The following is a 15,317-nucleotide window of genomic DNA, read 5'->3' on the forward strand; positions in this document are numbered from 1 at the left end:
TTCTTCCCTGACCCAGAAGCTCCCCTTAAAGCTATTCAGTGAAATGAAACTGAAGGGATCAGCGAGCCCGACAGGGCGACGCTCATCCTACCACCCCAGTCATTTTCCTCCCTGATCCAGAAGCTCCCCCTTAAAGCTATTCAGTGAAATGAAACTGAAGGGATCAGCGAGTCTGACGGGGCGATGCTCAACCGGCACCCCCAGCCATTTCCTTATGTGCCACGGCTAAGCCAGCAGAGCCCGAGCAGCCGACCAGCGGAAACCAGTCAGCCCACGATGGACAGAGACGGAGAATTGGGAGCAGGACCCGGGGAAGATCCGGACCTCGGCCAGCCTCAGGTTGCCTGAGGCTGGACACCATTCAGGGAGGTCGCGGGAGCTGCTTGCGGACGCGGCCGCCGCCGGCCGATGGCCCGCAGCCATTCGAAGCCCAGCAGCCCCAGCAGCACCGCAGCAGCAACGAGCACGGCACCAGCCGGGCCGATGGCCTGCCACTCCACGTAACAGGTCCACAGCAGCTGCACGACACAGAGGCAGGCGACGACCAGCAATGTGGGCTTGCGACCGATCAGGGCCACCACAAATACCCCCAGGGGCGCCCCCAGGGCCACTACCGGTGCCGCCGCCATCCAGTTGCCAAATACCTGAGGATGCCAGTCCCCGGAAAGGCTCTTCACCGCCACACCAATCACAGAGCTGAACGCCATGATGACCACCGAGGTGGGGATCGCGACTTTCAGATCCACACGGCACATCAGCACCAGTACTGCGTAGATCAGCATATCGATGCCCACCCCCGTGGTCGCCACCGCGGACACACCGGCGGCGGCACCGAGCCACAGGCCAAGGCGAAAGTCCCGCCGTGGCTCACTGTGGGGGCAGGCATTGTGGGCGGTGATTTCATTGAGGCGGTACAGGTGCAGGATGCCGAAACTTCCCCAGAGCACCGCAAAGACCAGCTTGATCCAGAGATCCGGCATCGCCGGGGCCACAAAAAGGATGCCGAGAGGGGTACCGAACAGGGAGCCGAGCATGGCGCCCCGCAGCATTGGCCAGGCCAGTGTCTGCCGACGGGCCAGAATAAACAGGCTGGCGCTCACCATACCGATGGACTGCACCGCAAAACTGAAATCCCGGCCAAGGCTGGCGGGCATATCGAACAGCAGCACCAGCACGGGAAACCCGACAGTGCCGCCGCCCATAGGGGTGGACCCGGCGGCGTAGCTGCCGATAGCCATCGACAACGCCATGGGCCAGTGGGCTTTAGCCAACGCCCAGTAATCCAGCCCGAAGGCCAGTAGCAGCCACGCGGCGTAGAACACCACAAGGCCGGCCAACCAGAGTCGCAGGTGCTTGAGCACGGCCATCAGCTCACCTCGACCATCCGCGCGCGGGCGTCGGATGCAGGGTGCACAGGAAAGCCTGTCGCCACATGACCGCAAAAAAGGAGTAAATACTGTGCACTGTGGCCTCGCCGACACCGATGATGGCCTCTTTAGGGCTCTCGGTTACGTGTATGAGAGAACTCTTCGCACAGAGGCTGAAGCTGTGCTTCAGGTGAATGGCGGTCGGCCAGCCAGCGGTGACACCGCCCATCATCAGGACATGCCCGATGCGACCGGATGTCACCGCATTGGCCATCAGCCGGTTTGCACGCCGCTTCAGGCGGCTGCAGTGGCCTGCATCTTGGCCAGCTTGGAAAGCTGGTGCAGAGAGCCCAGCTGCGCGTACAGAGCCGGCAGGAAGCCGCGCTTGCGGAAATCGGCGAAGTCTTCCTCACCGAGCTCATTCAGCTTCTTCTCGTCGACGATGTACAGACCGTTCAGGTTGATCTTCTCTTCGCCCGCATTGACGGTGACGGACTGAGCGGTCAACAGCTCCTTATCAACCAGAACATTAACGAAGGCCTTGGTCATCTGGTCACTTTCGAGGAAGTTCACCAGAGTTTCTTTCTTGGCCTTCAGGTAATCGGATTCCTCACCCTCAGCGGTGAACAGGGGGTTGCCCTCTTCTTCGCTCACCAGCGAGCTGTTCTCGATGATACCCACCATCAGCTGATCTTTGTTCTCGCCCGCGGGCGCCAGCACGAAGGGGTGGTTACGGACACTGCCGGGCACGAAAGTACCCTGCCACTTGTCACCATCGACAAACAGGTTCTCACCGACTTTCAGGCCCAGCAGTGCGACTGACTGGAACTGGCCGGTTTCAGAATTCTTGACAAAAACGATCGGGTACTCGGCTCCCAGGCGGGTGAACTCGTGGGCCGTCACAGGCACCATGTGCGCGTTCTTCACGTGCTCAAAGCTGCCCAGTTCACGGATTTTCAGCTTGCCGTGGGCCTCTTTGTGCAGAGGAGCGATCTTGGGAGTCTGTTCAGTGGTCATACAACACCATTACGTTCGTTGGTTATTCTGTTAATTTGGCCGCCCCAGTATATTTTTCAAACGGAAAAAGGGAAGCAAAAACTTCCCTTTTTCCTCTGGTTCAGGGCCCGGCCAGCTTACCTCAGAACCTGGCGGACACGCCAAGATTGACCCGGCGAGCGGTTTCGTACTCGTTCAGCGGAAAACCGGCAGTGAAACCAGATCCGGACGTCGGTTCAGCGTTGTTCCCCGGCCGGGCTGACTCTTTGCCCTGCAGGTTGTTCACATCCAGTTTCACACCCACCGGGTCCATCGCCTGCCAGACGACACTGAAGTCCAGGCTGCCGAAGTCGCCGTGCGGGTGGTTACCGTAAGATCCTGCTCGCGGAGCATGGACTCGCTGCGCCAGCTGTAGGCCAGGCGCGCAGGGGAGATGCCATTCCCGTAGTCGCCAGCAGCCAGTCAGGTCGTAGACGTTGTCGGAGCGCTGGCGCCGCAACTGGGCTCACGAGGGCATTGTGAAAACCAGCCCAGCGAAGACCAGTCCAATACAAGTTATCGCTCTCCTTCTTCCAACTGGAAGACCGGAGAAGTGAGGATTGGTGGAAGCTGTGTCCGCCCGTTCAGAGTGGTGAGGAAAAGAGGCAGGAAATAGAGGGATTTTACCCCGCGAATCAGCCACCGCGCCCGATGGGGCGCGGTGGCTGCAGGTTATTCGATTTCCTTGATACGCATGGCGTTGGTCTGGCCGCCCACATTCAGGCGGTCGCCCTGGGTGATCAGGATCCGCTGGCCCTTCTTCAGCTCCATGCGCGATCCCACCACTTCGACAATGGACTCGCTCAGGTGGCCCAGCGGAATCTCCGCCGGGTCGAAGTCCACCACCGGCTCGACGCCACGCAGCAGCACCAGCTGGCGGGCAACCGCTGGATGGCGGGTCAGGGCATAGATCGGCAGGTGGGTGGTGGCGCGGGACATCATCCGCGGCGTGCGGCCGGACTCGGTCAATGCCACCACCGCCACCAGGTTTTCCACCCGCGCGGCAACATCCACGGCCGCCTGGGCGATGACGGTATCGATTCGATCGGACGCCCTGCTCTGGCCGGCGGGACGATTGACGCTACCCAGGTAGCGCTCAGCGCCCACGATCACCTCACTCATGGCTTCCACAGCAGCCACCGGGAAATCCCCTGCAGCGGTTTCCGCCGACAGCATCACCGCATCGGTGCCGTCCAGCACCGCGTTGGCCACGTCCATCACTTCCGCCCGGGTCGGGGTCGGGCTGGTGATCATGGATTCCATCATCTGGGTGGCCGTAATGACGCCGCGATTGAGGGCATTGGCGCGGTTGATCAGCTTCTTCTGCACACCGACCAGGGACGGGTCTCCGATCTCCACACCGAGGTCGCCGCGGGCCACCATGATCGCGTCTGAGGCGAGGATGATTTCATCCATCTGCTCGTCGGACGCGACGGCCTCCGCCCGCTCGACCTTGGCGACGATGGCCGCTTTGCTGCCCTCGGCTTCCATGGCACGGCGCGCGGTTTCCAGATCTTCCGCGCTGCGGGGAAAGCTCACGGCGAGGAAATCGACATCCAGCTCAGCGGCCAGCTTGATATCCCGGTAGTCCTTCTCCGTCAGTGCCGGAGCCGAGAGCCCCCCTCCGAGCAGGTTGATGCCCTTGTTGTTGGACAGTTTGCCGCCCTGCAGGACACGGCAGTAGAGCTTCTGCGGAGTAGTCCCCGTCACCTCGAGGCGGATCTTGCCGTCGTCGAGCAGAAGGATGTCGCCGGCTTCGCAATCGCTGATCAGGGTCGGATAGTCCACACCGACGCGGTGAACGTCACCGGCATCTGCCGGGCAGTCCGCATCCAGGGTGAACTCGCTGTTGTTCTCCAGCCAGATACTGCCCTCAGCAAAACGGGCAATACGGATCTTCGGCCCCTGCAGGTCACCGAGGACGGCCACCAGTTTGTTTTGCGCGGTTGCCGCCTCACGTACCGCTTCCACTCGGCGCCGGTGGTCTTCGGCGGAGCCGTGGGAAAAGTTCAGGCGGACAATGTTCACCCCCGCACGAATCATCTCTTCGATGACACGGGGCTTGTCAGTGCCGGGGCCGAGGGTGGCGACAATTTTGGTATGGCGGATCATAGACAGGCAATTACTTCTCAGTTGTGTTCAGGGCGCACGCGGCGCCCACACGGGCGGACACTCCACCCAGTTCGCTTTCTTTCGCTGTTGCTCAGGCGGTTTCTGCAACCGGCTCCTGCAACTGCAGCGCTTCGGCCATGGACAGGCTGGTATCCAGCATACGATGGGAGAAGCCCCACTCATTGTCGTACCAGGCCATGACCTTGACCAGATTACCGTTGACGCGGGTGTGGTTCGCATCAAAATGGCTGGAAGCCGTGGTGTGGTTGAAGTCCACGGACACCAGCGGCTGGTCACAGTAGGTGAGCACACCGCGGCTGTTGGTCGCCGCCTCTTTCATGATGGCGTTCACCTCCTCAACGGTAGTGTCGCGCCCGGCAACAAACTGGCAATCCACCAGGGAAACATTGCTCACCGGCACGCGGACGGCCATGCCGTCCAGGCGCCCCTTCAGTTCCGGCAACACCAGGCCGACCGCGGCAGCTGCACCGGTCTTGGTGGGAATCATATTATCGGCGGCGGCACGGGCGCGGTAGATGTCCGCGTGCACCGCATCCTGGGTGTTCTGGTCGTTGGTATAGGCGTGCACCGTGGTCATGAAGCCGCGCTCGAGACCGAGTGCGCGGTGCAGGGCCTTGGCCACCGGCGCCAGGCAATTGGTGGTACAGGATGCATTGGAAACTACCTTGTGTTCCGCCGTGAGCTTATCGTCGTTCACGCCGTAAACCACAGTCAGGTCGGCGTCCTTGGATGGGGCAGAAATCAGCACTGCCTTGGCACCGGCCTGCATGTGAGCAGACGCACTTTCTTTGGTAGTGAAACGCCCGGTGCACTCCAATACCAGATCCACCTCCAGCTCGGCCCAGGGCAGCTGTGCCGGGTCGCGCTCCTGGCACACACGGACGCGGTCACCACCGATCAGGAGGTCATTCCCCTCCACCGACACCGGCGTATTGAAGCGACCGTGAATGGTGTCAAAGCGGGTCAGGTGGGCATTGGACTCCACCGGGGCCAGGTCATTGATGGCCACCAGCTGCACCCGATCGTTGTAGCCGGACTCGTAAATCGCACGGGTGACGTTGCGGCCGATGCGGCCGTAGCCGTTGATAGCAATTTTCAGTTTCATTGGGTTTGCCTCAAATTTTTTAACGTTATTCGTCGCTGCTGCGGTCGGCTACTGCACCCGGCTCGCGGCATCATTCAGAGCGCCGAGGCCTCTCTGGCCAACCGGGTGATCTCTTCCCAGCGCTGCTCTTTCACCAGCTTTGACGACGCCATCCAGGAACCGCCGGCACAGATCACATTTGGCAACGCCAGGTAATCTTTTGCGTTGCCCGGCCCGATGCCGCCGGTGGGACAGAACTGCACCTGAGACAGGGGGCCGGCCAGGGACTTGAGCATGGGTACACCACCGGCAGCCTCTGCCGGGAAAAACTTCTGGTAGCGGTAACCGCGCTCCAGCAGACGCATCACCTCCGAGGCGGTTGCGGCACCCGGCAACAACGGCACCTGATGATCCTCTGCCGCATCCAGAAGCGCTTCTGTCGCCCCCGGGCTGACCATGAATGTCGCGCCCGCATCGACCGATCTCTGTAGGTCTGCAGCATTCAGCACAGTACCGGTACCCACATGGGCGTCCGGCAGGTGCTTTGCGATTTCCTCCACTGCTTTCAGCGCCGCATCGGTGCGCAGGGTCACCTCCAGCACATTCAGGCCGCCCTCAACCAGGGACTGCGCCAGCGGCAGTGCATCCTCGACTCTGTTGATCACCAGCACCGGTACGATGCCGGCCTGCGCAAGCACTTCGGCAAGCTGTTTCTGCATGATTGATTTCCAGTTGTTGCGGGGCGCTTCCCGCCCTCATTCGTTATTTCAGTTCGGCCTGACCATCCTGGCGTCAGGGTGCCCAGTAAACGGTTACCGCCTTGAGCCCCTGCTTGAGAATGCTGCGAATCGGCATTTCCAGTTCGTCGCTGCCCAGAAGGGCCTGTCGGTAAACCTTGAGTTTTTCCTCGCCGGTGATCAGCAGCTTGATATCCCGCGCCTGCAGGATGGCGGCAAGGGTCAGCGTCATCCGCTCGGTGTGACTACCGGTTACCTCGGTCTGTTGAGCGATAATGGCCTTGCACAGCTGGCTACCACTGGCGTCCAGGGCCGCTTCCAGTCCCTCGGCGTGGGGAAACAATGAGGCGGTGTGGCCATCGCTGCCCATCCCCAGGATGCAGACGTCGAATGGACGCGGAAGCTCGCTGTAGGCCCGTTCGCAGTCCGCCTCACCTTCCGCCGCCGATGCGTGCGGAGTTTTCATACCGAGGAAAGGCGCCTCTGCAGCAACATTTTGCAGCAGGCTCTTTTCGATAAACGCGTGGTTGCTGCCGCTCTCGTTTTTTTCTACCCAGCGCTCATCCACCAGCGCCACGGTGATATCTGACCACGGCAGAGGGCGTTTGGAGAGCTCCCGGTAAACCGGTTCCGGCGTGCTGCCGCCGGACACCAGGAAACTGGCCTGGCCATTTTCCCTGATGCCCTGCTGCAACTTGCTGGCACAGTCATTGGTCAATGCCTGTACCAGCCGCTCCCGGTTGGGGAAAAACTTTTCCTCAATCATCATGGCGTTCGCCTCGATTTCGCAGTTATTGGACGTTGCGTCAGCAGATTACCTGGCGTTGACCCACTCGCGGCCATCCAGCCGCATCAGGTCATCGGCCGCCTGCGGCCCCCAGCTACCGGCCCGATACAGGCAGGGCTGGTCGCCGGTTGCGCGCCAGTGCTCGATAATCGGGTCGACCCACGCCCAGGCTGCAGCCACCTCGTCGCGGTGAATGAACAGCGCCGGATTGTTGGCCGCCGCATCCAGCATCAGCCGCTTGTAGGCATCACTGCGGATGCTGTCGTAGGTCTCGGACAGGGTCAGGTTCAGCTCAACCGGTTTCAGCTCCATCTCGAGGCTGTCCATTTTCTTGGCCATCAACAGCAGCTTGATGCTCTCTTCCGGCTGCAGGCGGATGACAAGGCGGTTAGGGACTGCCTTACCGGCGGACCTGTCGTAGACGTTGTGGGAAACCTTTTTGTACTGGATCACAATCTCCGCGCAGCGCTTGCCCATCCGCTTGCCGGTACGGAGATAGAAAGGCACACCCGCCCAGCGCCAGTTGTCGATGTGGGCCCGGATGGCGACGAAAGTCTCGGTATTACTGGACGCCTGGTCCAGCTCCTCCAGGTAACCGGGCACCAGCTGGTCGCCGATACCGCCAGCGACGTACTGACCGCGCACGATGTTTTCATCCACCTCGACACCGACAAGGGGGCGCAGCGCCTCCAGCACCTTGATCTTTTCAGCGCGGATATTCTTGGCCGACATGCTGTTGGGGGATTCCATCGCGATCAGGCACAACAGCTGCAACAGGTGGTTCTGCACCATGTCCCGCAGCGCACCCGCTTCGTTATAGAAGCCGGCGCGCCCCTCGAGACCGACCGTCTCGGAAATGCTGATTTGGATATGGTCGATGGTCTGCGCATCCCACAGGTGCTCGAACAGCACATTGCTGAACCGCAGCGCAAGCAGGTTCTGGACGGTTTCCTTACCCAGGTAGTGATCGATCCGGAAGATATCCTTTTCCGGAAAGTAAGTGGCAATCTTGCTGTTGATCTCGTCTGAGGTCTTGGCGTTATAACCGAGGGGTTTTTCCACCACGACGCGGGACTGCTCGTGAATCAGGCCCTTGACCGACAGATTTTCACAACAGGCGCCGAACACTGCCGGCGGAATGGCCAGGTAGAAAATCCGCGCGCGTTCATTGTCGCCGCCCAGCAGGTCACCGAGGTGATCCCACTGTTCGTCGGCAACGGCAATATCCAGGGCCACTGCACGCAGGCGCTGCTGGAATTCGTCCCAACCCTCTTCGGTGTATTCACCATCGCGCAAATGCGTTTGCAGAGCCTTCCGGGCAGTTTCCAGATAGGCATCCGCATCTTCCTGGCGACGGCATACTGGAAAGATACGTGAACTTTCCTCGAGACTGCCCTCCAGGTGAGCCCGGTAAAGTGCCGGAATCAGTTTGCGCAGGGCGAGATCGCCACCGCCACCAAACAAAACCATATCGAAGGGATTGACCATAAATACTCTCTGTCCTTTTTCGACGCCCGGCGCCGTGCAGTCATTAACAGGGCTCTTCGTGTCCCGTAACCGACTCAGTAAAGAATACTGGCCCCACTCTCCGCACCGGTGGCGAGGCTGCGCAGGTTCTTGAACAGCTCGCGCCCCATACCGCGGGAGTGCGCGCTCAGGTCCACTTCCACCGCCGGCCGCGCGGCCAGTTCCGCATCATCCACATGTACCACCAGCTTGCCCGCCTTGGCATCCAGCTCGATAACGTCGCCATCGCGCACCCGGGCGATTGCACCGCCCTCGACCGCTTCCGGTGACATGTGGATCGCAGCCGGTACCTTGCCGGATGCGCCGGACATGCGGCCGTCCGTCACCAGCGCCACCTTATAGCCGCGATCCTGGAGAACGCCGAGGGTGGGAGTGAGTTTGTGCAGTTCCGGCATGCCAATGGCCTGCGGTCCCTGGAAACGCACCACGGCGACAAAATCTTTCTCCAGCTCGCCGGCCTTGAACCGTTCCAGCAAATCGTCCTGGCTCTCGAACACCACAGCCGGTGCCTTGATGTAGAGCTGGTCAGACTTGAGTGCGGATACCTTGATTACACTGCGCCCCAGGTTGCCGTCGAGCAGCTGCAGGCCGCCGTGCTGGGAGAAAGGGTCACTGGCCGGGCGCAGGATGCTGGCGTCGCCCGTCTCCTCAAGGGTGGGCCGCCACACCACCGAGGCCTTGTCTTCACTCAGGAACGGATCGTGGCAGTAAGGCTTGAGCCCGGATTCGCCGAGCACGGTGTGGACGTCGTTGTGCAGCAGGCCGGCATCCAGCAGCTCCCGAATCAGGAACTGCATACCGCCGGCAGCGGCAAAGTGGTTGATATCCGCCGTGCCATTCGGGTAGACGTGACACATCAGCGGCACCACGTCGGACAGCTCCGCCATATCCTGCCAGGTAATCTGGATACCGGCCGCACGGGCCATGGCGATCAGGTGCAGGGTGTGATTGGTGGAACCGCCGGTGGCAAGCAAGCCGACGATGCCGTTGACGAAGGCCTTTTCGGTGAGGATTTTCGCAATCGGTGTGTACTGGCTGGGCTCGGTGATCTGCACCAGCTGTTTCACGGCGGCATCGTTCAGCGCCTGGCGCAACTCAGTACCGGGGTTCACGAAGGAGCTGCCCGGCAATTGCAAACCCATGATTTCCACCAGCATCTGGTTGCTGTTGGCAGTGCCGTAGAAAGTACAGGTACCCGGGCTGTGGTAGGAGGCACTCTCTGCTTCCAGCAGCTCCTTGCGGCCCACCTTGCCCTCTGCATACAGTTGCCGCACCCGCGCCTTTTCCGCATTGGACAGGCCGGTGGGCATGGGGCCTGCGGGCACGAACATCGCCGGCAGGTGTCCGAACGCCAGCGCGCCGATCACCAGGCCCGGGACGATCTTGTCACAGATCCCGAGATAAAAAGCTCCCTCGAATACATCGTGGGAGAGAGCGATTGCGGTCGACATGGCGATCACATCGCGGGAGAAAAGACTGAGTTCCATTCCGGCGCGCCCCTGGGTCACGCCGTCACACATGGCGGGCACACCACCAGCCACCTGGGCCGAGGCGCCGTTGCTGATCGCCGCCTTCTTGATCAAATCCGGATAGGCACCATAGGGCTGATGCGCCGACAACATATCGTTGTAGGCATTGACGATAGCCAGGTTGGGCCCGCGCCCGGAGGCGATCAGGTCCTTGTCGCGCTCGCTGCAGGCAGCAATCGCATGGGCAAGGTTGCCACAGGAGAGATGACTGCTGGCTCGCCCGCTGACATGGGCGCGCTCTACCTGGGCGAGGTACTCGCCGCGGGTCTCCTCACTGCGCTCGACGATGCGTTGCGTAACTGCTTGAACCTTGCTGTGGACCATAACCCTTTTACTCTTTTGCTTATCCGGTGGTTTCCGCCTCGGCGGCACCGGCAGTGACCCGCCGGCAGTATTCGATCAGACGGGCTGTGGGGCATCCTCGCTGCGCAGATCACCACTCTCCAGCTTTGGTTGTAGTGCCGCGGCGAGGCCTTCACCCAGTTCCAAGCCCCACTGGCCGAAGAAATAAATCTGCAGAATCACGCCCTGACTAAAAATATTGTGCTGATACAGGACGATCAGAGCACCCAAGAGTCGCGATTCCAGTTTTTATAAGAATCCTGTTGCTTGGCCGATTACCCGGGTGAACCTTGAACGGCGCCAGAGCCGGAACCACCGCCGGGCCCTGTGCAGACACTGGTAAAAGGTACGCTGACCGTTGATTCCCAGCTGACCCCAGATCAAGGGGCCCAGATGCGGGCCGTCGACACCGAGATCGACCACATCGGTAATCGGCTGGCGGGTGCAGCCTGTCAGGGCGACATTATGTAGTAAATTTACAAACCCTTTCAAGCGATCCAGCTCGACATCTGCGGCGGCTGCCCCCAGCTCCCCTGCCCGACTGACATCCGGCGCCACGCTCCCTCGCGGCGCCGGGTTGAAAACGGGCGAACCTCGGTGCGATTGATGGCGGCACCAGCAAAGAGACGCCCCGCCAGCGCACCACACCGACCTCCCTGTCCAGCTGTAATAAATTTACAAAAATCTCGTCATCGATCCGGTTTTTGACGTAGTCGAGCAGGAATGACGGCAGCTCCAGGGAGTAGCACGCGGTGCGCGTTGGTTGCCCGACAGCGAGCTAACGCTTGAAAACACATTGACAACGCTGTCATTATGGCTTGAGAGTCCCATACTGCGACAACGCTGTCAATCTGGGCCTGTAGTAAAGTTTCAGGACCTGATAATCCGCCTGCCCCTCTGCCGCGGCGGCGCATCCAGGTAGCTTTTGCTGCTAAACTGCGCCTCTCGGCCTGCGGGGGAAGCGATGCGGGACCGGACAGAACAAGGACAAGGACCAGCGCCCTTCATGAAAGTCACCATCAATGATGTCGCCGCACAGGCCGGCGTCTCCATCAAGACCGTGTCCCGGGTCATCAACAATGAACCCTCAGTGCGCCCGACCACCAAGAAGAAGGTCATGGATGCGGTCAAGGCTCTCAACTACCAGCCGAACCTTGCGGCACGCAACCTGGCGGGCACCCGCTCCTACACCATTGCCTTCATTTACGACAATCCCAACGCCTACTACGTCATCGACATGCAAAACGGCATTCTCGATGCCTGCAAGGCACGGGGCTATGAACTGCTGATCCACCCGAGCAACTCCAAGTCGCCCAATGTGTACAAGGAGCTGGAGGATTTGGTGGATCATTCCAAGGTGGCGGGACTGGTACTCACCCCACCCTTCTCGGAAACGCCGGACGTCATCGAGTCCATCAAAAAGCTCGGGGTCGACTATGTGCGTATCGTCTCCGCCGAGGCCGCCGAGAAGGATGAAGACAACTGCATCCAGGTGGATGACAGCAGTGCCGCCTACGAGCTGACCAGACACCTGCTGGAGCACGGCCACAAGCGCATCGGCTTTCTGTGCGGTGGTGAGGAACATGTCTCCACCCATGGTCGCCTGGAAGGCTACCGGCGAGCACTGAGAGACGCCGGACTCGAGGTGGATGAAAAACTGGTACTCAAAGGGGAGTACTCTTTCGACTCCGGTGTCCAGGGAGCCAAGAAACTGCTGGAATCCGCGCAACCACCCACCGCGATTTTTGCCAGCAACGACGAAATGGCGGCGGGCGCCCTTTTCGCTGCGCGCCTGATGAACATCGACATTCCGTCCCAGCTCTCCATTGTCGGCTTCGAGGACAGCCCCTTCTCCCGCCAGACATGGCCGAAGCTGACGACCGCACATCAGCCCAACAATGAGATTGCCAAATGTGCAGCTGCCCTGGTGCTGAGCAAGGCACGCAGCAAGGGCGCCACCGAGACCGGGTCAGCCAGCAAAGAGGCCGGTATCCAGCGCAAGTTCACCCCATCCCTGGTAGTGCGCGATTCCAGCGGCCCGGCTCCGGAATAACCCCCACCCCGGCGGGGCACTCCCGCCGACTGCCTCCCTCTATCCCCACTCAACAACCCAAACCATCCGCATAAAAAGCCCGGGCACAAAAAAGCCCTCACGCGGAGGGCAAGATGACGAGAACCAACGAGAGAACAGAGAGCTTACAAAACTTCCGGAATCACCCCTGGATCACCAGTGCAGCGGCCGGAGACTTAACTCCAGCTGCGCATCTTGTGGCCCTTGAGGGCATAGAACAGGATGAACAGGTAGCAAGGCAGCGCGACCCAGTAGCCGACCTGGGTGCTCTCCGCCACATGGGCGAGCTTGCCGAAGGCCAGCGGAATAATCGCGCCGCCGGCAATACCCATGATCAGCAGTGCGGACCCCTGTGCGGTGAAGCGGCCCAGACCTTCCAGGGCCAGCGGCCAGATGGCAGGCCAGACCAGTGCGTGCGCGAGCCCCATCAGGGCAACGAAGGCCACGGTATTTGGTACCACCGGCACGCCGGTCCAGCCCCACAGGACGTCGGCAATCGCGGTGCTCTCCGCTGAGCCGTACAAAGCTCCAAAAACACACAGGCTGCCGGCGATGGCTGAGCCCAGCAGCGCCTGCTGCTGGCTGATAAAGCGCGGGATGCCGAACACACCGATCAGGTAACCGATCACCATGAATACCATGGTGTAGGAAGTGAGCGAGGCGTAATTGGCAAGGCCGAGTCGCTCACCGTAGAGACCGATGGTGTCACCGGCGATCACCTCCACACCGACGTAGGCAAACAGCGCCAGTGCACCCAGAACCACCTGCGGATACTGTAGGATGCCGGACTTCTCCTCGCTCTTGTCACTGGCCTCCTCCTCGATGTCCGGCAGACCGGACAGCTTGACCAGCCCGACCAGCAGGAACAGCAGTGCAGCCATGTAGATATACGGCATGATCAGGCGATTGGAGACTTCCTCCAGCCTGGCTGCGCGCTCAGCGTCATCCAGCTGGCTGATAGCCTCGGTATTGAAGTCCGCCAGACCGGACAGCACCAGCGCGGTGAACACGATCGGGGCCAGCACCCCGGCGCCCTTGTTGATAATGCCCATCACCGCAATACGGGTAGCAGCACTTTCTGGCGGACCCACCTTCACCACGTAGGGGTTGGATGCCGTCTGCAGGATGGTCAGGCCGGCACCGAGGCCGAACAGGGCCAGCAGGAACACCGGATAGCTGCCCGTCTGTGCCGCCGGTATAAAGATCAGCGAAGCCACACCCATGATGCCGAGGCCGATCGCCATACCATCGCGGTAGCCGGTACGGCGCAGGATGTAGGACATGGGCAGGGCCATTACCGTGTAGGCAATGTAGAAGGCAAAGGTCACGAACAGTGCCTGGAATTCGTTCAGCTCACAGAGGACTTTCAGGAACGGAATCAGGGATCCATTCAACCAGGTCACAAATCCGAAAATAAAAAACAGCATACCGATAATGGCCATCGGCAGCAGGCTGCTTCTCGTTCTCGATTCACTTTGTTGCAGAACTGCAGTTTCCATAGGAGCACCTTTATTATCGTTATCGTGGTCTTCGCCACGGTCTAAAAACCGGCAAGTGAAAGACTCAGGCAGTAAACACTTCCCGGCCGGAAATCCAGGTCTTCTGAACCCGGAGTTCCTCATCCAGTAAAATCAGGTCGGCGCGGCCGCCTTCCTGAATGCGCCCGCCCGAATCACCCAGGAATTGCGCCGGGTACAGGGAGGCCATGCGCAGCGCCTCGAACAGCTCGACATCGCACCAGCGATGGATATTCCGCACTGCAGAAATCATATCCAGATGCGATCCCGCCAGCTCACCGGTGGTGGAAGTGAGCTTGTCCCCTTCCCTTGTCACCACCCGATCGAACAGCGGGAAGCTGGTCTCATCGCTGCCGACCAGCGACATGGCATCAGTGACCAGCATGATCTTGCCCCTTGGCTTGGCCTTGATGGCCAGCCGCATGGCTTCGGCACTTACATGGTGGCCGTCGGCAATCAGCCCGCACCAGGCCTGGTCACTGATCAGCGCCGTCCCCACCATACCCGGCTCGCGGGAATGCAGCGGCGACATGGCGTTATAAAGGTGGGTGAAACCGGTGGCACCGGCCTCCAGGGCCGCCGCGGCGGTCGCACCATCGGCATTCGAGTGCCCGAGGCAGACCCGCACCCCCAGATCCACCAGCTTGCGGATATCGGCAACAGAGACATTTTCCGGGGCCAGGGTCACCATCTTGATGCCGAGGTCCTCACGGGCGTAGATGGCCAGCTCCTCATCGGTGAGCGGACGGATAAACCGCTCTTCGTGGGTGCCCTTCTTGGGAGCACTGAGGTGCGGCCCCTCGAAGTGCACACCCAGCACGCCGGGCACCGACTCCTTGATTCCCGCACTGACGGCATCTGCCGCCCGCTGCATGACGGCCACCTCATCGGTGATCAGGGTTGGCATAAAGCCCGTGGTGCCGAACTGCGCGTGCGCGCTGCTCATTTTTCCCAGCGCATTGACGCTGGGATCGTTGTTGAACAGCGCCCCGCCACCACCATTGACCTGCACATCCACCAGCCCCGGCGCCACCAGTCCGTGCAGGCGTTGCGCATCCGCGGGCGCCTCATCTCCCAGCGAGGCGATGGTGCCATCGTCGGCGAGGGCAATGGTCACGTTCGTGCGAACATTCTCCCCATCAAAAAGCTGTTCGGCGATCAGGGTGCGGGCCACGACTCTCTTCCTTG

The 15,317-nt window shown here is 60.8% G+C and carries 14 protein-coding genes; 1 reads left to right on the forward strand and 13 read right to left on the reverse strand.

Translation table 11 applies throughout. The features are described from left to right. Nucleotides 1–335 precede the first annotated feature (335 nt). The 11 genes from LVD12_RS05640 to LVD12_RS05690 form a co-directional block, all read right to left on the reverse strand. Nucleotides 336–1,367, reverse strand: coding sequence for a sulfite exporter TauE/SafE family protein (locus LVD12_RS05640; protein ID WP_237066319.1), 1,032 nt, complete (start codon nucleotides 1,365–1,367; stop codon nucleotides 336–338). A 4-nt stretch (nucleotides 1,368–1,371) separates the two neighbouring features. Next, the gene (locus tag LVD12_RS05645) at nucleotides 1,372–1,641 is read right to left on the reverse strand and encodes a tryptophan 7-halogenase (protein WP_237066321.1); all 270 of its coding nucleotides are present in this window, start codon (nucleotides 1,639–1,641) and stop codon (nucleotides 1,372–1,374) included. A 20-nt stretch (nucleotides 1,642–1,661) separates the two neighbouring features. Then, complete coding sequence (locus LVD12_RS05650) at nucleotides 1,662–2,384, reverse strand: SapC family protein (RefSeq protein ID WP_237066323.1); 723 nt, start codon at nucleotides 2,382–2,384, stop codon at nucleotides 1,662–1,664. Nucleotides 2,385–2,505: 121 nt separating this feature from the next. After that, a complete protein-coding gene (locus LVD12_RS05655; RefSeq protein WP_237066325.1) occupies nucleotides 2,506–2,862 on the reverse strand; it encodes a hypothetical protein in 357 nt (118 codons plus the stop codon). Between the two features lie 212 nt (nucleotides 2,863–3,074). Beyond that, on the reverse strand, nucleotides 3,075–4,514 hold the full coding sequence (gene pyk / locus LVD12_RS05660; protein WP_237066328.1) for a pyruvate kinase: 1,440 nt from the start codon (nucleotides 4,512–4,514) through the stop codon (nucleotides 3,075–3,077). Between the two features lie 91 nt (nucleotides 4,515–4,605). Further along, on the reverse strand, nucleotides 4,606–5,640 hold the full coding sequence (gap, locus tag LVD12_RS05665) for a type I glyceraldehyde-3-phosphate dehydrogenase (protein ID WP_237066330.1): 1,035 nt from the start codon (nucleotides 5,638–5,640) through the stop codon (nucleotides 4,606–4,608). 74 nt (nucleotides 5,641–5,714) lie between these two features. Then, nucleotides 5,715–6,338 carry a bifunctional 4-hydroxy-2-oxoglutarate aldolase/2-dehydro-3-deoxy-phosphogluconate aldolase gene (locus tag LVD12_RS05670; protein WP_237066332.1) on the reverse strand — a complete coding sequence of 208 codons (624 nt, stop codon included), beginning with the start codon at nucleotides 6,336–6,338 and terminating at the stop codon, nucleotides 5,715–5,717. Between the two features lie 73 nt (nucleotides 6,339–6,411). Then, on the reverse strand, nucleotides 6,412–7,125 hold the full coding sequence (gene pgl, locus LVD12_RS05675) for a 6-phosphogluconolactonase (RefSeq protein WP_369413364.1): 714 nt from the start codon (nucleotides 7,123–7,125) through the stop codon (nucleotides 6,412–6,414). Nucleotides 7,126–7,170: 45 nt separating this feature from the next. Continuing rightward, complete coding sequence (gene zwf, locus LVD12_RS05680) at nucleotides 7,171–8,631, reverse strand: glucose-6-phosphate dehydrogenase (RefSeq protein WP_237066333.1); 1,461 nt, start codon at nucleotides 8,629–8,631, stop codon at nucleotides 7,171–7,173. 74 nt (nucleotides 8,632–8,705) lie between these two features. Beyond that, complete coding sequence (gene edd, locus LVD12_RS05685) at nucleotides 8,706–10,523, reverse strand: phosphogluconate dehydratase (RefSeq protein WP_237066335.1); 1,818 nt, start codon at nucleotides 10,521–10,523, stop codon at nucleotides 8,706–8,708. A gap of 75 nt (nucleotides 10,524–10,598) precedes the next feature. Next, complete coding sequence (locus LVD12_RS05690; protein WP_439651331.1) at nucleotides 10,599–10,787, reverse strand: phosphoglucose isomerase-related protein; 189 nt, start codon at nucleotides 10,785–10,787, stop codon at nucleotides 10,599–10,601. A gap of 760 nt (nucleotides 10,788–11,547) precedes the next feature. Between LVD12_RS05690 and LVD12_RS05695 the strand changes: the two genes are divergently transcribed. Beyond that, entirely contained in the window at nucleotides 11,548–12,594 is a 1,047-nt protein-coding gene (locus tag LVD12_RS05695) for a LacI family DNA-binding transcriptional regulator (RefSeq protein WP_237066339.1), read from the forward strand. Between the two features lie 194 nt (nucleotides 12,595–12,788). Here LVD12_RS05695 and LVD12_RS05700 read toward each other — a convergent pair whose 3' ends face one another. Further along, entirely contained in the window at nucleotides 12,789–14,111 is a 1,323-nt protein-coding gene (locus tag LVD12_RS05700) for a sugar MFS transporter (RefSeq protein WP_237066341.1), read from the reverse strand. 64 nt (nucleotides 14,112–14,175) lie between these two features. Beyond that, entirely contained in the window at nucleotides 14,176–15,303 is a 1,128-nt protein-coding gene (gene nagA, locus LVD12_RS05705) for an N-acetylglucosamine-6-phosphate deacetylase (protein ID WP_237066343.1), read from the reverse strand. Nucleotides 15,304–15,317 lie beyond the last annotated feature (14 nt).

Source organism: Microbulbifer guangxiensis, assembly GCF_021729075.1.
In the GTDB taxonomy this organism is placed as follows: domain Bacteria; phylum Pseudomonadota; class Gammaproteobacteria; order Pseudomonadales; family Cellvibrionaceae; genus Microbulbifer; species Microbulbifer guangxiensis.